Below are 17,778 nucleotides of genomic sequence, written 5' to 3'. Positions count from 1 at the left end.
TTTTTTCATTATATGTATAAGAGTGTTCATGTTAAGCGGAATATATTATTATTAAAAAGATGGATTAGAACTGGAAATATGGAATCCATCTCAAATACCGTTTTAGAATTTGGAGGAGTATATGCAACACCGTAAAAAACTATCTATACCAGGAGTAATGAGACATTCCTTTCAAACAGTTAAATTTGCTTTTTGGAATGTATTAACTTTTCAACTTGCTTATAAATTATTAGCAGCGATTGTGTTTGTTCCACTATTTGGAATCATTTTTAATAAATTATTGTATTTTGGTGGTTATGCAAATGCGACAAATGATGAATTATTAGCGTTTTTAAAGACGCCTTATGGCATCTTAGCAATCGTAATTTTGTCATTGTTAGCACTGTTTCTTATCTTTACAGAATTTGCGGTGCTTATTATTATTTCGTATTTCGCTCATAAAAGACAGAAGGTGAAATTACGTCCGATTTTATATAAAACGGTAACGTATTTACCTACTCTTTTCACATATTGCTTACCAGGATTTATTTTATATGCTGTCGTATTGTTGCCTCTTTTAAATATGGGATATGAAACGGCATTAATCCCGCAAATTCAAATTCCTAACTTCATTACAGGAGAACTGTTTAAGACAACGATGGGACAAGTTGGTTATTACACGTTCTTTGCTGTAGTCGCGTATATAAATCTTCGATGGATTTTCGTTCTACCTATTGTTGTTTTAGAGCAAAAATCATTTCGCGTGGCAGCACGTAAAAGTGCAACTTTAGTAAAGGAAAGCTTTTTTAAAGTACTGCTCTTTTTAGTAGGATTTTTTATTTCAATTGGAATTGTATATGTCGTATTTTTGGGAATATATTTATTGTGCCTATGGGGTATTTATGAATTTACAAATCCGAAAGGAACATTTGCATTATTAGCAGAATCAACGATTTCTGTATTTTTAACGAGTACATTGTATTTATTTAGTTTTATCGTGACGCCATTTTATATTATGGCGATTACGCGATTATACTTACAAAAGGTACCGGTTGAAGATGTTTTATTAGAAGAAGGATTAGATTATTCGAAAACGAAAGCAGATAAATGTTTCTTCCAAAAACATCGTTGGAAATTTATTGGCGTATATATTGTGGGGATTATTACTGCTGGAATGGTTGTTGCCTTCATTGTAACGTTTATTTCAAATTCGTATAAAGAACCAATTATTATGGCGCACCGCGGGTATATATCAAAAGGCGTAGAAAATACGAAAGAAGCTGTGCAAGGTGCTATTGATGCAAAAGCAGACTACGCTGAAATAGATGTATTACAAACGAAAGACGGTGAACTAGCGGTTATACATGATTTGAAGCTGAAGCGTCTTGCCAATGCCAATGTGCATGTGTCAGATTTAACGATGGCTGAGTTAAGGCAGCTTACCCTTAGTCAAGATGGACTTTCAGGACAAATAAGTACACTTGATGAAATCATTAAGCTAGCAAATGGCAAAATCAAACTTAATATAGAAGTGAAGCTTCATGGGGGCGAAAAAGATTTTGTAAACAAAGTCTTAAAAACGATTAAAGATAATGAATTTGAGAAGCAATGTGTAATTCAAACGTTACACTATCCACTTATTAAAGAGTTTAAACGTGCAAATCCAGATATAAAAGTAGGGTATATATTGTATGCAAGTAGAGCTAACTTAAAGAATGTGAAGGCTGACTTTTACGTAGCAGAAGAATATATGTTAAATAAGAAATTAGTAAAAGAAGCAAGGAAGTTAAACAAACCAATTTACGTATGGACAGTAAATGATATGGAAAATTTAAAGGCATATTATAAGTTAAACGTAGATGGTATCATAACCGATTATCCTGAAGATGCACGTGAAACAATTAAGATGTTAAAAGAGCAAGAAGCGGAAGAAAGTGATCTGTTTGATAAAATTACTGAAACGACAGATGATTTATTTTCTAAGTTATTTATAAGTTACCCAGCTGCTAGCTAAATGCTAGCAGCTGTTTTTTTGTGAAAAGAATATATCTCTAAAGTATTGAGTAAAGTAATAACTGTATATGTATACGTTATCGCTTAGGTTTCTTACATTGTTACATTATTGTCAAATAATAAATGATTGCTGTTTATTTTGAAATAGTATAATAAAAATAGAGTGAAAGATAATGGAATGACACAAAACCCCTAATAGAATCAATGTTTTATATATTTACACTATTCTAAATATAAAAACTTTAGGAAAATGGTATGTTAGCGTTTTCATAACTTTTAAGTTATGCTAGAATAAGGACATAAGTTATTAATTATTACAAAAAGAAAAAAGAATCTCTTTTTTCTGTTAATTATAAGGGGGCATTTCATTATGCGTATTGGGGTACCAGCAGAAATTAAAAACAACGAAAACCGTGTGGCAATGACACCAGCAGGTGTTGTACATTTAATTCGTAACAATCACGAAGTATTCATTCAAAAGGGTGCAGGTTTAGGATCTGGTTTCACAGACGCTCAGTATGTTGAAGCGGGAGCAAAAATTGTTGATACAGCTGAAGAAGCTTGGAACATGGAAATGGTTATGAAAGTTAAGGAACCAATTGAAAGCGAATACAAACACTTCAGTGAAGGCTTAATCTTGTTCACATACTTACACTTAGCTCCAGAGCCAGAATTAACAAAAGCTTTAATCGAGAAAAAAGTTGTTTCTATCGCATATGAAACAGTACAATTAGAAAACCGTTCATTACCATTACTTGCACCTATGAGTGAAGTAGCTGGTCGTATGGCTGCACAAATTGGTGCACAATTCCTTGAGAAAAACAAAGGCGGTAAAGGTATCTTACTTGCAGGTGTTCCAGGGGTTAAACGTGGTAAAGTAACAATCATCGGTGGTGGACAAGCTGGTACAAATGCTGCTAAAATTGCAGTTGGACTAGGTGCGGATGTAACAATCATCGACTTAAGCGCAGAACGTCTTCGTCAATTAGATGACATTTTCGGAAACCAAGTAAAAACTTTAATGTCTAATCCTTACAATATTGCAGAAGCTGTTAAAGAGTCTGATCTTGTAATCGGTGCAGTATTAATCCCAGGTGCAAAAGCTCCAAAACTTGTAACAGAAGAAATGATTAAATCAATGGAACCAGGTTCTGTTGTTGTAGATATCGCGATTGACCAAGGTGGTATTTTCGAAACAACTGACCGTATTACAACTCATGATAACCCAACTTACGAAAAACACGGCGTTGTTCATTATGCAGTTGCAAACATGCCAGGTGCGGTTCCACGTACATCAACTCTTGCATTAACAAACGTAACAGTACCATATGCAGTACAAATTGCTAACAAAGGCTACAAAGAAGCTTGCCTAGGTAACTCTGCATTACTAAAAGGTATTAACACATTAGATGGCTATGTAACATTCGAAGCAGTTGCAGAAGCTCACGGTGTAGAGTACAAAGGTGCTAAAGAATTATTAGAAGCAAAGACAGTATCTTGCTAATAGAAGCATTATACAAAACAAAATCGAACAATATATAAAACAACATGATAAGAGCTAAGAGTGAAGATCTCTTAGCTCTTCTTGGCAAAAGGGGGCATACATCGTGGCCAACCTATTTAAAAAGAAATCCGTTACGCAATTGTTAGGGGAAAGTAAAAGTAAAACTTTGACGAAAACGCTAGGGGCATTTGACCTAACAATGCTAGGGATTGGTGCGATAATTGGTACAGGAGTTCTAGTATTAACTGGATTAGTAGCAGCAAGAGATGCTGGTCCAGCAGTTATTTTTTCATTTATGATTGCAGCAATTGTTTGTGGATTTGCAGCATTATGTTATGCAGAAGTTGCATCTACACTTCCTGTTTCAGGTAGTGTGTACACATATTCGTATGCAACAATTGGTGAGTTTGTTGCTCATTTAATGGGATGGACATTGTTATCCGTATATGTCGTAACGACTGCCGCAGTAGCTGGCGGATGGACGGGTTATTTCAATAATTTAGTGAGTGGGCTGGGACTAGAAATTCCGAAAGCGTTGCTAACGATTCCAGCGCAAGGTGGTATGGTAAACTTACCAGCAGTTATTGTTACGTTAGTGATAACTTGGTTATTATCACGAGGTACGAAAGAAAGTAAGCGTGTGAATAACATAATGGTATTAATTAAAATTGGTATTGTTGTTTTATTCATTGCAGTTGGTGTATTCTACGTGAAACCAGAAAACTGGATACCATTTGCACCTTACGGTTTAAGTGGAGTGTTCGCAGGGGGAGCAGCAGTATTCTTTGCTTTCTTAGGATTTGATGCATTAGCAACTTCTGCTGAAGAAGTAAAAAATCCGCAACGTGATCTACCAATTGGTATTATTGCTTCGTTAGTTATTTGTACAATTATTTATGTTGTAGTTTGTCTCGTTATGACAGGTATGGTTTCTTATAAGGAATTAGATGTACCTGAAGCTATGGCGTATGTGTTAGAAGTTGTAGGACAAGATAAAGTGGCTGGTGTAATTGCAATTGGAGCTGTAATTGGTATTATGGCTGTAATTTTCGCTTACATTTATGCGACAACACGTGTATTCTTCGCAATGAGCCGTGATGGTTTATTACCAAAATCTTTTGCGAAAATTAACAAGAAGACTGAAGCGCCAACATTTTCAGTTTGGTTAACAGGAATTGGTAGTGCTTTAATTGCTGGATTTATCGATTTAAAAGAATTGTCGAATTTAGCGAATATTGGAGCGTTATTAACATTCGCCATGGTTGGTGTAACTGTTATCATTCTTCGTAAAACGCATCCGAAATTACAACGTGGATTTATGGTACCACTTGTACCGATCTTACCGATTATTTCAATTGCATGTTGTCTATTCTTAATGGTAAATTTACCGTTAACAACATGGATATACTTTGGTATTTGGTTAGCAATTGGAGTAGTTGTATACTTTGTTTATTCGAAAAAACATAGTCATTTAAAAGACGATAGCAGTTCGCAGGATAATTTAGATCAAGCTAATTAAAGGGATATAACACAGTAAGCCTTGTGCGTCTAGGGAGCGCGCAAGGCTTTTTCTTTTGTTGAAATAAAGGGAACATATATTACTTTGTTGAATTTTTATGTCGGAATATGAAAAAAAGGGGTGTGCGACTTGTGCATCCTTTTTTGTATGAGAATATAGAGGATGCGGAAAATATGTATATGCCTTATTAAAATGTTCATAAAAAAATTCAGATTTCATTGACACATATGAGCAGGTGCTCATATAATAAGAGTATAAAATATATGAATGATTGTTCATATGTTCAATTAAAGAGGTGAGCTATAATGGCTGGAAATAAAGTAGAAACACCACAAGAGACATGTTCTCAAACGATAATTCATGAAGAAGTTGTTGAGCAAGTAAAACAAACAATTCCAACTGATGAAAGTTTAAGTAAAGTAGCAGAACTATTTAAAGTATTAGGTGACCGTACACGTACGAGAATATTACATGCGCTATTTGAAGCTGAGATGTGCGTTTGTGATTTAGCTTATTTATTAGGAATGACACAATCATCTATTTCGCATCAGCTTCGTGTGTTAAAGCAAGCGAAACTTGTAAAGAATCGTAAAGAAGGAAAGGTTGTTTATTATTCGTTAGCTGATCAGCACGTAATTCATATCTTCGAGCAAGCGTTTGAGCACGTAAACGAAGAAGAATAAAAAGAACGCGAGGAGGGAGAACGATGGCTGAAGCATTAGTGAAAAAGAAATTGATGTTAGAAGGTTTAGATTGTGCGAACTGTGCAATGAAAATTGAAAAAGGTGTTGGGAATATAGAAGGAGTAAATTCTTGCTCTGTAAACTTCGCAACAAAGACAATGATCTTAGAAACAGCACAAAATAAAGAAAACGAAGTTGTTACAGAAGCAAAACAACTCGTTACAAAATTAGAACCGCATATTAAAGTGCAAGAAGAACAAAAAAATAAAATTGCTAAAGAAGTATTTATATTAGAAGGTTTAGATTGCGCGAACTGTGCAATGAAAATTGAAAATAAAGTTAAGGAAATGCCCGCTGTCTCAGAAGCAACTGTTGATTTCGTATCGAAGAAACTACGAGTAGAAGTTGCGAATAAAAGAGAACTAGAAGCGACTGTAGCAAATATAACAAATGTCGTTCAAAAGTTAGAGCCAGATGTGAAAGTTGTTCGTGAAGAGAAGAACGGTCATGACCACGGACATAGTCACGATCATGGTGAAGCAAATGTGAAAAAGATGGTAGGGAGATTAGTGGTTGGCGGAATTTTGACGGCAATTGCTGCATTAGCGGGCTTACCACAAATGGTAACAATTCCGTTATTCGTCCTTGCTTATTTATTAATAGGTGGAGATATCGTTTGGAGAGCGGTAAAAAACATAACTCGTGGCCAAGTATTTGATGAAAACTTCTTAATGGCAATTGCAACTGTAGGAGCTTTTGCAATTCAGCAATATTCAGAAGCTGTAGCAGTAATGCTATTTTATCAAGTAGGAGAACTATTCCAAAGCATTGCGGTAAACCGCTCTCGAAAATCAATTACTTCATTAATGGATATTCGTCCTGATTATGCGAATGTAAAGGTTGGAAATGAAACGAAACAAGTATCACCAGAAGATGTACAAATTGGCGATTATATTATCGTTAAGCCAGGTGAGAAAGTACCATTAGACGGAAAAGTAATTGAAGGAACATCAATGGTAGATACTTCAGCATTAACTGGTGAATCTGTACCACGTGAAGTTGAAGTTGGAAATGATGTATTAAGTGGCTTTGTGAACCAAAACGGCGTGTTGACAATTGAAGTTACAAAAGAATTTGGTGAATCAACTGTATCGAAAATTTTAGATTTAGTTCAAAATGCAAGCAGTAAAAAAGCACCAACAGAAAACTTTATTACGAAGTTTGCGCGTTACTACACTCCAGTTGTAGTTATTACAGCGGCGATCATGGCGTTTATTCCACCGCTTATTTTAGAAGGGGCTACATTCTCTGAGTGGATTTATAGAGCTTTAGTGTTCTTAGTAATCTCTTGTCCATGTGCGTTAGTTGTATCCATTCCTCTTGGATTCTTTGGAGGTATCGGTGGTGCATCTAAAAGTGGTGTGTTAGTAAAAGGTAGTAACTATTTAGAAGCTTTAAATGATGTAAAATATATTGTTTTTGACAAAACAGGAACATTAACAAAAGGTGTTTTCAAAGTTACAAAAATGGAACCGAGCGAAGGTACTACAAGCGAAGAGTTATTAGAGTATGCGGCATTTGCTGAAGTGTATTCTAACCATCCAATTGCCCAATCTATTCGAAAGGCATATGGAAAATCAATTGATGAAAAAATAATCGATGATTATAACGAAATTTCTGGTCACGGTACAGTCGTAAAAGTACAAGGAAAAGAAATTTTTGCAGGTAATGCAAAATTAATGAGAAAAGAAAATATTGAATTTAAACAACCAGAAACAGTAGGTACATTAGTTCACGTTGCTATAGATGGAAAATATGCAGGTTATATTGTTATTTCTGATGAGGTAAAAGAGGATTCGAAACAAGCGATTCAAAAGTTAAAAGAACTAGGTATTAAAAAGACAGTAATGTTAACTGGTGATGCAAAAACAGTTGGTGAAGCTGTCGGTAAAGAATTAGGCTTAGATGAAGTTCATGCGGAATTACTACCGCAACAAAAAGTAGAAGAGATTGAAAAAATTGATGCAGCGAAGCATGGAAAAGAAAAAATTGCCTTCGTTGGTGACGGTATTAACGATACACCAGTATTAGCCCGTGCAGACGTTGGTATTGCGATGGGTGGTTTAGGATCAGATGCAGCAATTGAAGCGGCAGACATCGTTATTATGACTGATGAGCCTTCAAAAATTGCGACAGCTGTAAAAATTGCAAAACGCACAAGAAGTATAGTGTGGCAAAATATCATCTTTGCTTTAGGTGTAAAAGGGATCGTTCTATTACTTGGTGCCTTTGGTATTGCAACAATGTGGGAAGCTGTTTTCTCAGATGTTGGTGTGACACTACTTGCAGTGTTAAATGCAATGCGTGTATTACGAGTGAAAGATTTATAAAAAAGAGGACGCAACCTGCGTCCTCTTTTTTATTGGTTATTTTGTTGAAATTGATTTAATAAAATAATATCAAATATTATTTTACTTTTAAATAATATGATATTAAAATTTACAAATAAAAAACATTCGTCGTATTATTTTAATATATTTTTTACAAATATCCATATAGTATTGAAAAAACAGAGAAGGAGAAACTTCTCTGTTTACTTTTGTATGTTTTTTTCAACTTGTTCTCGAACAGTTTGAATGTAATTCATTTTATGATCCCAACATTCTTGGCTTAAATCGACAGGATACTCTTCGGGATTTAAAGTTCGCATGTATTCTTCCCAAAATAGAGCGAGACTCTGTTCATTATATTGCTGAATATCTAATATACTTGGTAGTTCATATGTTCTTTCACCGTTAACGAAAATGTCTTTATGGAGTTCACGGGCTTCAAAGTTTGTTACGAATTTACTTATATATGTGTGAACTGGATGGAACATTTTTAAGCGCTCTTCTTTTCCAGGTTCTTCAGAATCTAACGCAATATAATCGCCTTCTGCATGATCGTTAACCCGATTGATAATACGATAAATTCGTTTCAGTCCTGGAGTGGTAATTTTTTCAGGATTAGATGAAATTTTAATCGTATCATTTAATTTTCCGTCAGTATCTTCAATCGCAACTAGTTTGTAAACAGCCCCTAATGCAGGTTGCTCAAAGGACGTAATTAATTTTGTCCCAACACCCCATACGTCAATTTTTGCCCCTTGAGATTTAAGGTGCATAATTGTGTATTCATCTAAATCGCTAGAAGCGATAATTTTTGTATTTGTAAACCCTGATTCATCTAGTAGTTTTCGTGCCTTTTTCGATAAATAAGCCATATCACCACTATCAAGACGTATACCATAGAAATCAATACGATCCCCAAATTCTTTTGCAACACGAATTGCATTTGGAACACCAGATTTCAATGTGTCATATGTATCAACGAGAAAGACGCACTTCTTATGAGTTTCAGCGTATTTCTTAAACGCGACGTATTCATCGCGATATGCTTGAACGAAAGAGTGAGCGTGTGTGCCAGCTACAGGGATCCCAAAGCGTTTCCCAGCACGAACATTGCTTGTAGAGGAGAAACCACCAATAAAGGCAGCACGCGTCCCCCAAAGGGCAGCGTCGAACTCGTGGGCACGTCTTGTGCCGAACTCTAAAAGCTCATCATTATTTGCAGCATGTTTCATACGGGCTGCTTTTGTTGCAATTAATGTTTGGTAATTCACAATATTTAAGAGAGCGGTTTCAATAATTTGTGCTTCACCCAGTGGTGCATCAACGCGTAATAAAGGCTCGTTATTAAATACAACTTCACCTTCTTGCATACTACGAATCGTCCCAGTGAATTTCATATTTTGTAAATAATGAAGGAATTCTTCTTCAAATTGTAATTCTGCTAAATAAGCGATATCGCTTTCAGTAAAGCTGAAATTTTCTATGTACTCTACAATTTTCTCAAGGCCAGCAAAAACAGCGTAGCCGTTCTCAAATGGAAGCTTTCGAAAGTATAAATCAAACACGGAACGGCGATTATGAATACCATCTTTCCAATATGTATAAGCCATGTTGATTTGATATAGGTCTGTATGTAAGGCATAACTATCGTCTTTATAATGAGTCATCGCGAGAACACCTCCATAATTTGGTTATAGTATACCAATTTTTCACCATTCGTAGCAAAGAAGAGATATTGAAGTGAAGTCAAGAGAGAAAAAAATGAAATTATGCATATTTTTTAGAAAATTTATATTTATCAATTTATATTTCTCCAAATTTTATGTATTATTAGAGTAATGGGGTAATGAGAATGGAGGAGGACAATGCAACAAACATTAGAAAAAATAGGCAAACAAGTCTTTTACAAACGGCTTCAGCAAAAAATGACACAAGAAGAATTATGTCAGGGCATTTGTTCTGTCTCATACTTAAGTAAGATTGAAAATGGAAAGATCGAAGCATCAGAAGAAATTCTACAATTGCTCTGCACAAGACTGGAAATTGCCGTGACGGATTTGAGAGATGTAGAAGAAGATGTGAAGGGGAAGCTGGATGAATGGTTGAATGCACTAGTTCATTTGGACAAGCAACAAGTAGAACGTATATATGAAGAGTTGCAAGGTGAAATGAAGCATGTGTTGGATTTTGAAATTATAAATTATTATAAACTGCTGTATACACGTTATTTAATTATGAAAAGGGATTTTCCTGCACTCGAAGAAGAATTAGATAAGTTGAAGAAGGTATATAAAAAATATTCTCCATTTCAGAAGTTATTATATATGTATAGTAGAGGGTTATTGTGCTGTTTACAGTATAGATGGAAGGATGGGCTAGATTACTTATTAAAAACAGAAGTAATGGCCAAGGAACAAGGGTATCATGAAACAGGCTTGTATTATAATATAGCGCTTGCATATACTCATTTAGATATTCATCATCTTGCGATTCATTTTGTAAATATGGCATTAGAAGGATTTCGTAGTGAATATAAGTTTAGAAACATAATTAATTGCCAAATCCTTATTGCGGTAAGTTATACAGAAAAAGGTCAGTATGAAGAAGCTTTAAAAATGTATGAAAGTATATTGAGAGAGGCCACATCTTTTGCTGATAAGGATGTACTATTAGCTATTACTTTAAGTAATATGGGAAGTATCTATTATAAAAAAGGAAAATATCAGCAAGCGAAAAAATATTATTTAGATAGTCTACAACTTCAAAAACAAATAGATTTAAACTATTTAGATACAATATATGAAATGGCATTAGTATGCATTAAATTAGAAGAGTTGGATGAGGCAAGGGCATTAATTGATAAGGGAATTGATGCAGCAAAACAAGAAGAGAGATTTAATGCAAAATTATACTTGCTTTTAATGCTTAGATATAAATATTTTGAAGAAGCAAAAGATTATAAATTATTTTTGGAAAATGAGGCTATCCCGTTGTATAAATCTGCAGGAAATAAAATAGAATTAAAGAAAGTATACGTTGAACTAGCAGAACATTTTTCAAATTTATCCAGATTTGAAGAAAGTAATCGATATTATAGGTTAGTTATTGATTTGATGAATGATAATAAGGAGGAATAAAAATGAAAAAGATGGTATTTGGAGTATTAGCATTTATAGTGACTCTTACAGTTGCTGGAGGAATACATCAGTATAGCAGTAAACCTGATATTGTTGGTCAACAAGCTAAAACTGTTGAACAAGTTAATTCATAATAATCCCCCTTTCCAACCGGAAAGGGGTTTTTCAATATTTGTTCCTCAAAATTCTACAAAACTTGAGAAAATAATTATTTGAATTTTTAGTATATTAATAGTGGAAACATAATGCTAATATGAAACTACTCTTTTTCAAAAAAATTTTTATTAGGGGGAAGGTTCATGAAAAAGAAAAGTTTAGCGTTAGTGTTAGCGACAGGAATGGCAGTTACAACGTTTGGAGGGACAGGCTCTGCATTTGCGGATTCTAAAAATGTACTCTCTACGAAGAAGTACAATGAGACAGTACAGTCACCTGAGTTTATTTCTGGTGATTTAACTGGAGCGACTGGTAAGAAAGCAGAATCTGTTGTGTTTGATTACTTAAACGCAGCAAAAGGTGATTACAAGCTAGGGGAAAAGAGTGCGCAAGATTCTTTCAAAGTGAAACAAGTGAAGAAAGATGCTGTAACTGATTCAACAGTAGTACGTATGCAACAAGTTTACGAAGGAGTACCTGTATGGGGTTCTACTCAAGTAGCTCACGTAAGTAAAGACGGTTCTTTAAAAGTATTGTCTGGAACAGTTGCACCTGATTTAGACAAGAAGGAAAAGTTGAAAAATAAAAATAAGATTGAAGGCGCAAAAGCGATTGAAATCGCGCAGCAAGACTTAGGGGTAACACCGAAATATGAGGTAGAACCAAAAGCGGACTTATATGTATATCAAAATGGTGAAGAAACAACATATGCATACGTTGTAAATCTAAACTTCTTAGATCCTAGTCCAGGAAACTACTACTATTTCATTGAAGCAGACAGCGGTAAAGTATTAAATAAATATAATAAATTGGATCATGTAGCAAATGAAGATAAGTCACCAGTTAAGCAAGAGGCTCCTAAACAGGATGCGAAAGCAGTAGTAAAACCTGTAACAGGAACAAATAAAGTAGGAACTGGTAAAGGTGTATTAGGAGATACGAAATCACTTAATACAACATTATCTGGTTCATCTTACTACTTACAAGATAATACGCGCGGAGCAACGATTTTCACATACGATGCGAAAAACCGCTCAACATTACCAGGAACATTATGGGCAGATGCAGATAATGTTTTCAATGCAGCGTATGATGCAGCGGCAGTAGATGCTCATTACTATGCAGGTAGAACATATGATTATTATAAAGCTACATTTAACAGAAACTCTATTAATGATGCAGGAGCACCATTAAAATCAACAGTTCATTACGGAAGTAAGTATAATAATGCATTCTGGAACGGTTCACAAATGGTATACGGGGATGGTGATGGTGTAACATTCACTTCATTATCTGGTGGAATTGACGTAATTGGTCACGAATTAACGCATGCTGTTACGGAAAATAGCTCGGACTTAATTTATCAAAATGAATCAGGGGCGTTAAATGAAGCGATTTCTGATATCTTTGGTACTTTAGTAGAATTCTATGATAACCGTAACCCAGATTGGGAGATTGGTGAAGATATTTACACGCCTGGTAAAGCAGGAGACGCGCTTCGCTCTATGAGTGATCCAGCGAAATATGGTGACCCAGACCACTATTCTAAGCGTTACACAGGTTCAAGTGATAACGGTGGCGTTCATACAAACAGTGGTATTATTAACAAACAAGCTTATTTATTAGCAAATGGTGGTACGCATTCTGGTGTAACTGTAACTGGTATTGGTAAAGATAAATTAGGTGCGATTTACTACCGTGCAAATACACAGTATTTCACGCAATCTACTACATTTAGTCAAGCTCGTGCTGGTGCAGTACAAGCTGCTGCGGATTTATATGGTGCTAGCTCTGCAGAAGTAAATGCAGTGAAGCAATCATTTAGTGCTGTTGGTGTAAATTAAGGATTTAAGGGACAGATATTAATAAAATACTTCAAAAATAAAGAAGGAGCATAGGCTCCTTCTTTATTTTTTTCTCCATTTTTTCCACAAATAAAACAATCCAATAGCGCCTGCGATTGTTACAATCCACTTCGCTTCATTTGTTCCGTTCATAACATGATATGCCGAATATACTTCAATCCATAAGGCCGGTATTTTACCTATTGTACTGGCAATACTGAAGGAGAGTAATGACATTTTCCCTAGAGCTGCAAATAAAGTCACGATACTTGATGGGATGAAAGGTATCAATCGAAACGATAGAACGAGTAGAAAGGCCTCTATACCTTCTACATAAAGAAGACGCTCTACCTTTGGGTACTTATTTACTTTATCGTGAGTGAACTTTTGAAGGCCTATGCGATAAATATAAAACGAGATAATAGCCCCTAAGGCCTCACCTGCGATCGAAATGATTGTGCCATTTGTTACACCGAAGAGCTGTATATTAATGGCGGTTAAAAAGATGCTAGGAATAACACCTAAAAGACTAATGATGATGTTAATTAAGATACTAAGTGGAATTGCGATTGAATAGTATTCTGTTAAGAAATTTTGAATCGTTTCAGCCATTGTTTAAAATCCTTTATCTTTTTTTTGCATTACACCATATTTCGTTTGTATAGGCAAGGGTAAATTTACATAATGTAGAAAAACGTTGATAAGAAGGGGTCTTTATACCTTATATGGGTATTAGGTATATAAAAATGGGGGTATTTTAAAAGAATTTAAAAAAAACTATAAAAACCTTTGTATAAAAGAGTTTTATAGTTATGTTATCAGTGTTTTCATCTGGGAAATAATCATAAAATATAGGGGGTATATATTATAAAAAGTCGAAAAATAGAGGGTTGATGAAATTGCGCGGGTAAATATGGAAAAATAGATGAAAAAAATGAAAACTGATAGATTTTTTCGTTGTGAAATTGACTTTTAGTGAAGTTGCGATAATAATCATGAAAGAGGTGATATGATGAAACGAATAAGTAGTCTTTTCTTGAGTGGTTTATTGGCACTAATGCTGATCTTAAGTGGATGTGCAGGAAAAGAACAAAAAACAGAGAAACAAACAGGGAATCAATCGACATCAGTAGAAAAAATTAGTGATAATATTTTAGATGAAATGGAAGGGCCACCTAAAAATGGTCATACGATTGAAAGACATGTAGGCAAATCAGAAGAAGATTTGAAGAATCGCTTGAAGACAGATAAAGTATCAGCAGCAAGTACATACTATGACAAGGAAACAGCAACGAAAGCTGTAAAAGATAGTTTGAAGCAGCATGATAAGGAAATTCAAGACTGGTTAAAAAATTCTAAAGAGGCTCGTCTCGTATTAAATACAACACATTCATTCCCGGTTGGAAAAACGGTAATAAAGAAAAATATGAGTGTAAAAGACAAGTTGGTAAAAACTGTTACTGTTTTAGCAAGAGATAAGTCAGGAGAATTAGGGTTTAAGATTATTACTTCTTATCCATCTGATAAATAAGAAGGGGGAGTACATTATGTATACGACATTACAATACTTTCTTAAATCGTACTGTACGTTAAGTATTCATGAGGATGAAATAGTAAGCGTGATGGAAGAGTTTATTGAACAAGAAGACGAAGAAATTGTTTTGAAATTACGTGATGAATTAATAAATATGAAGAAAAAGAACGCGTGGGAAGAGGCGTGTGTATTAGCTGCGAAGCAAGGCAATCGTATGTGGTCTTTAGAAGAAACGAAAGACCATCTTGAAACTTTTTTACTATTACTGCAAAAGAAAAAGGCGTGATATAATCACGCCTTTTTCTTTATGCTATTCGGTGGATATTAGCTATTCTTTTGGAGCGCTTTTATATACGCTTTTTGAAATTTGTCCATTTGATATTACTTCCCCGTTTTGTGTTACTTTTTTATACGTAACCGCTGTGATTTTATCACTAGTCCTACTAATTACTTGAGAAGAAACTTCAACATTTTTACCAGTATTTGTACCGAAAATGCGTGTAGTAATACTACCTCCATTTGAAAATGCTTGAATATAAATATGATTGCCCGTATTATTTTTAAATTTTAAATCTGGACCATAATCTGCTACTGCTGCATCTTGCCCAAGTGGTAAATAATTTACCGGCATAGAATGATTGCTTCGAGAAACAATGCCTAAATCTGCCCTTAAAGCTGCGCTGTATAATGTACTACTGACTTGGCAAACTCCTCCGCCTGCACTTTGTATTACTTTACCTTGTGAATATACTGCTGCAGATTTGTAACCATGTGCAGCATCAGTTACGCCAACGCGGCCGTTAAAACTAAACGTTTCATCAGGTGCGACAATAACCCCACTTAAAGTATTGGCTGACTTATTTACGTTAAATGATTGATTTCCGTTACGGCCGGCCATTGGAGTAGAATATTCAGCGATGACTTCTTTAATCCCCATTTTCTGTATGTCTTCTGTAGAGCGTTCTGGTTTTATGAATGTGACTGGCAATGTGACATCTGATTTACCGGTAGTAATAGCTTCGTTTGTTAAACCGTTTAGTTTCCCTTTATCAATTTTTTCTCCGTTTTGGCTTTGACTAACATTTACTGTTGAGCCTTCAATACTGAATTCTGCATTAATAGGATTTTTTAATGTTTCATTATATTTATCTTTTATAAAGGTTTCATAAGCTGTTGCATTTAATTGTGGTGTTAATTTATAGTCACGTTTTAATTCACCGTTTTCAGCTTGCTTACGCATTTTGTAACGATTCATTACGTTTCCTTCTTGTTCTTTAAAGATTTTGTCAATAATATCTTTCTCTTTATAATTTATCCCTAAATCTTTCCATGTGTAAGTTTGTTTATCGTTTTGGAATATGTAGGTAAGGGATTTTTGATCTAATTCAGTTACCTTTTGATTAATAATTGCTTGAATATCTTTCTTATTTTTTCCATCGAGAGAAATACCTTCAAATGTAGTATTCGGTAATGCACTAGTATCTAATTGATTATTTAATTTGGAGACATATTGATATCCCCCAACACCGCCTACACAAAGTAATATGCCCCCAGCAATTGCAGAACCGATCAGTATTTTACTTAGCTTCATTTATTTCCCCCCAGAAATTTATGTATAAATATATGTATTACATTTTTTGTATAAAAATGATGAAAATAACATTATGTACGTACTAGTATACTATTATTTTCACTGTGTGTGTAATGTTTTCGTAAAAAATGTTACACTGCTGTAATAATTGTCACTTCTTGTCACAATGTGTATGAAAAATATGTTGAAAAATATAATAAAAAGGCTGTCTAGAGAAATCTAGCAGCCTTTTTATTATAATTTTTTATGCTCATTTTTATTCGTAACACCGAGATGTTCTTGTAGTTTTGTCGAAATATTATTGACGCTTTTTTCATTTGGAACGTAATAATAAATACCGCCTATATATTTATCTGTACCTTCTACTTGCATTTTTTCCATCTTTAAATTTGAATCCATTGAATTTTTTGTAATTGTCATCATATCATCAAAAGTTAAATTGGTTTTTAAGTCTTTATCGACAGCGTCTAGTAGGCCTCCGATTTTATTAATGGAATTAAGAGATAGTGCCTTTTCAGCAATGGCCTCTAATACAAGCTGTTGGCGTTGACCACGCATATAATCACTATCGATATGACGAGTTCTAGCCAGTGCCAGTGCCTCTTCTCCATTTAAATGTTGACGTCCTTTTTTTAGATGAATTGCATCTGCTTCATCTTTACTATTTTGCTCTGTGAACTCAACTGGAACGTCTACAGTAATACCACCAAGGGAATCAACAATTTTAATAAATGATTTAAAGTTGAATTTTACATAGTAGTCAACTGGAACATCTAAAAAGTTCTCTACCGTATCAATTGTGCTGTCTACACCACCGAATACGTGCGCATGTGTGATTTTATCGTATTTATCACGTGATTTAATGTAGACGCGTGAGTCACGTGGAATGCTTACAAGTTTAACGGATTTATCGTTTTTATTAATTGTTGCAAGTAATAACGCATCTGTTCGAGTTGCTTTTCCATAACCTTTTTCCCTAATATCACTTTCATCAACACCCATAATTAGTACAGAAATGTTGTCGGTCATAGGTTTAACAGCTTTTTCACGTTTACTGGACTTATCTCCTCGACCTAGTTCAGCATAAGCATTATTTAAGACGGACTTTGCTTTACTGTATATATGGAAGGAGTAGCCTCCTGCTCCAAGTGCTACAATTAGTAATGGAATAAGAAGGCACCAAAGTAGGCGTTTTTTCTTTGAGCGTCCTTTTCTGGCTCGCGTATTGTTGTTCGGGTCGGATTTCATCATTTTTTCTCCTTTAAAACTATCGAAGTATATACATTTAGAAGTGTATTCAAACACATAAAAAATATTTTACGCTAAATAAAAGCGATTGTACATGTATAAAAAATAGATGTCTTGATTATTTATCCCGCATTAACGGGCAGTAAAACTCCCACCTCAAAGTCCAGCGAACGCAAGGAA

14 protein-coding genes are annotated in these 17,778 nt (G+C 34.6%); 10 read left to right on the top strand and 4 right to left on the bottom strand.

Features of this window, described 5'->3' with window-relative positions; translation table 11 throughout:
- Window positions 1–121 precede the first annotated feature (121 nt).
- From ASE54_RS31270 to ASE54_RS31250, 5 genes are all read left to right on the top strand, one after another.
- Window positions 122–1,993, top strand: coding sequence for a glycerophosphodiester phosphodiesterase (locus tag ASE54_RS31270; protein ID WP_001164709.1), 1,872 nt, complete (start codon window positions 122–124; stop codon window positions 1,991–1,993).
- A 369-nt stretch (window positions 1,994–2,362) separates the two neighbouring features.
- The gene (gene ald, locus ASE54_RS31265) at window positions 2,363–3,496 is read left to right on the top strand and encodes an alanine dehydrogenase (RefSeq protein WP_001219743.1); all 1,134 of its coding nucleotides are present in this window, start codon (window positions 2,363–2,365) and stop codon (window positions 3,494–3,496) included.
- 103 nt (window positions 3,497–3,599) lie between these two features.
- A complete protein-coding gene (locus tag ASE54_RS31260) occupies window positions 3,600–5,015 on the top strand; it encodes an amino acid permease (protein ID WP_001284899.1) in 1,416 nt (471 codons plus the stop codon).
- A gap of 305 nt (window positions 5,016–5,320) precedes the next feature.
- A complete protein-coding gene (locus ASE54_RS31255; RefSeq protein ID WP_000918378.1) occupies window positions 5,321–5,698 on the top strand; it encodes a metalloregulator ArsR/SmtB family transcription factor in 378 nt (125 codons plus the stop codon).
- 23 nt (window positions 5,699–5,721) lie between these two features.
- Complete coding sequence (locus ASE54_RS31250) at window positions 5,722–8,088, top strand: heavy metal translocating P-type ATPase (RefSeq protein ID WP_000796565.1); 2,367 nt, start codon at window positions 5,722–5,724, stop codon at window positions 8,086–8,088.
- A gap of 203 nt (window positions 8,089–8,291) precedes the next feature.
- On the opposite strand, the gene ASE54_RS31245 is transcribed toward ASE54_RS31250, so the two are convergent.
- The gene (locus ASE54_RS31245; protein WP_000150180.1) at window positions 8,292–9,755 is read right to left on the bottom strand and encodes a nicotinate phosphoribosyltransferase; all 1,464 of its coding nucleotides are present in this window, start codon (window positions 9,753–9,755) and stop codon (window positions 8,292–8,294) included.
- Between the two features lie 198 nt (window positions 9,756–9,953).
- On the opposite strand from ASE54_RS31245, the gene ASE54_RS31240 reads away from it, so the two are divergent.
- The 3 genes from ASE54_RS31240 to ASE54_RS31235 all read left to right on the top strand — a co-directional run bounded on the left by ASE54_RS31240 (window position 9,954) and on the right by ASE54_RS31235 (window position 13,225).
- Window positions 9,954–11,225, top strand: coding sequence for a tetratricopeptide repeat protein (locus ASE54_RS31240; protein WP_001187958.1), 1,272 nt, complete (start codon window positions 9,954–9,956; stop codon window positions 11,223–11,225).
- A 2-nt stretch (window positions 11,226–11,227) separates the two neighbouring features.
- Window positions 11,228–11,359 carry a quorum-signaling peptide NprX gene (gene nprX / locus ASE54_RS35470; protein ID WP_000738912.1) on the top strand — a complete coding sequence of 44 codons (132 nt, stop codon included), beginning with the start codon at window positions 11,228–11,230 and terminating at the stop codon, window positions 11,357–11,359.
- Window positions 11,360–11,524: 165 nt separating this feature from the next.
- Window positions 11,525–13,225 (top strand): M4 family metallopeptidase, encoded by a 1,701-nt coding sequence (locus ASE54_RS31235; protein ID WP_000730377.1) that lies wholly within the window; start codon window positions 11,525–11,527, stop codon window positions 13,223–13,225.
- Between the two features lie 63 nt (window positions 13,226–13,288).
- Here the strand turns inward: ASE54_RS31235 and ASE54_RS31230 are convergent, their stop codons facing one another.
- Window positions 13,289–13,837: a VTT domain-containing protein gene (locus ASE54_RS31230; RefSeq protein ID WP_000852230.1), complete on the bottom strand. Its 549-nt coding sequence runs from the start codon at window positions 13,835–13,837 to the stop codon at window positions 13,289–13,291.
- Between the two features lie 400 nt (window positions 13,838–14,237).
- On the opposite strand from ASE54_RS31230, the gene ASE54_RS31225 reads away from it, so the two are divergent.
- Window positions 14,238–14,756 carry an RNase A-like domain-containing lipoprotein gene (locus ASE54_RS31225; protein WP_000822706.1) on the top strand — a complete coding sequence of 173 codons (519 nt, stop codon included), beginning with the start codon at window positions 14,238–14,240 and terminating at the stop codon, window positions 14,754–14,756.
- Between the two features lie 16 nt (window positions 14,757–14,772).
- Window positions 14,773–15,045: a hypothetical protein gene (locus tag ASE54_RS31220; protein ID WP_000288803.1), complete on the top strand. Its 273-nt coding sequence runs from the start codon at window positions 14,773–14,775 to the stop codon at window positions 15,043–15,045.
- Between the two features lie 42 nt (window positions 15,046–15,087).
- On the opposite strand, the gene ASE54_RS31215 is transcribed toward ASE54_RS31220, so the two are convergent.
- Window positions 15,088–16,350, bottom strand: coding sequence for a VanW family protein (locus ASE54_RS31215; protein ID WP_000777343.1), 1,263 nt, complete (start codon window positions 16,348–16,350; stop codon window positions 15,088–15,090).
- Window positions 16,351–16,584: 234 nt separating this feature from the next.
- Window positions 16,585–17,601, bottom strand: a complete 1,017-nt coding sequence (locus tag ASE54_RS31210) for an LCP family protein (protein ID WP_014895178.1) — start codon at window positions 17,599–17,601, stop codon at window positions 16,585–16,587.
- Window positions 17,602–17,778: the final 177 nt, after the last annotated feature.

The sequence above is a fragment of the Bacillus sp. Root131 genome (genome assembly GCF_001429475.1).
In the GTDB taxonomy this organism is placed as follows: Bacteria; Bacillota; Bacilli; order Bacillales; family Bacillaceae_G; genus Bacillus_A; species Bacillus_A thuringiensis_S.
Note: the sequence above shows the minus strand (reverse complement) of the source record. Positions and strands in the feature narration are given on the sequence as shown.

Bases quoted from the DNA above. Each gene is read 5' to 3' on its own strand.
- ASE54_RS31270 (WP_001164709.1), top strand. From the start codon at position 122: ATGCAACACCGTAAAAAACTATCTATACCAGGAGTAATGAGACATTCC.
- ald (WP_001219743.1), top strand. From the start codon at position 2,363: ATGCGTATTGGGGTACCAGCAGAAATTAAAAACAACGAAAACCGTGTG.
- ASE54_RS31255 (WP_000918378.1), top strand. From the start codon at position 5,321: ATGGCTGGAAATAAAGTAGAAACACCACAAGAGACATGTTCTCAAACG.
- ASE54_RS31250 (WP_000796565.1), top strand. From the start codon at position 5,722: ATGGCTGAAGCATTAGTGAAAAAGAAATTGATGTTAGAAGGTTTAGAT.
- ASE54_RS31245 (WP_000150180.1), bottom strand. From the start codon at position 9,755: ATGACTCATTATAAAGACGATAGTTATGCCTTACATACAGACCTATAT.
- ASE54_RS31240 (WP_001187958.1), top strand. From the start codon at position 9,954: ATGCAACAAACATTAGAAAAAATAGGCAAACAAGTCTTTTACAAACGG.
- nprX (WP_000738912.1), top strand. From the start codon at position 11,228: ATGAAAAAGATGGTATTTGGAGTATTAGCATTTATAGTGACTCTTACA.
- ASE54_RS31235 (WP_000730377.1), top strand. From the start codon at position 11,525: ATGAAAAAGAAAAGTTTAGCGTTAGTGTTAGCGACAGGAATGGCAGTT.
- ASE54_RS31230 (WP_000852230.1), bottom strand. From the start codon at position 13,837: ATGGCTGAAACGATTCAAAATTTCTTAACAGAATACTATTCAATCGCA.
- ASE54_RS31225 (WP_000822706.1), top strand. From the start codon at position 14,238: ATGAAACGAATAAGTAGTCTTTTCTTGAGTGGTTTATTGGCACTAATG.
- ASE54_RS31220 (WP_000288803.1), top strand. From the start codon at position 14,773: ATGTATACGACATTACAATACTTTCTTAAATCGTACTGTACGTTAAGT.
- ASE54_RS31215 (WP_000777343.1), bottom strand. From the start codon at position 16,350: ATGAAGCTAAGTAAAATACTGATCGGTTCTGCAATTGCTGGGGGCATA.
- ASE54_RS31210 (WP_014895178.1), bottom strand. From the start codon at position 17,601: ATGATGAAATCCGACCCGAACAACAATACGCGAGCCAGAAAAGGACGC.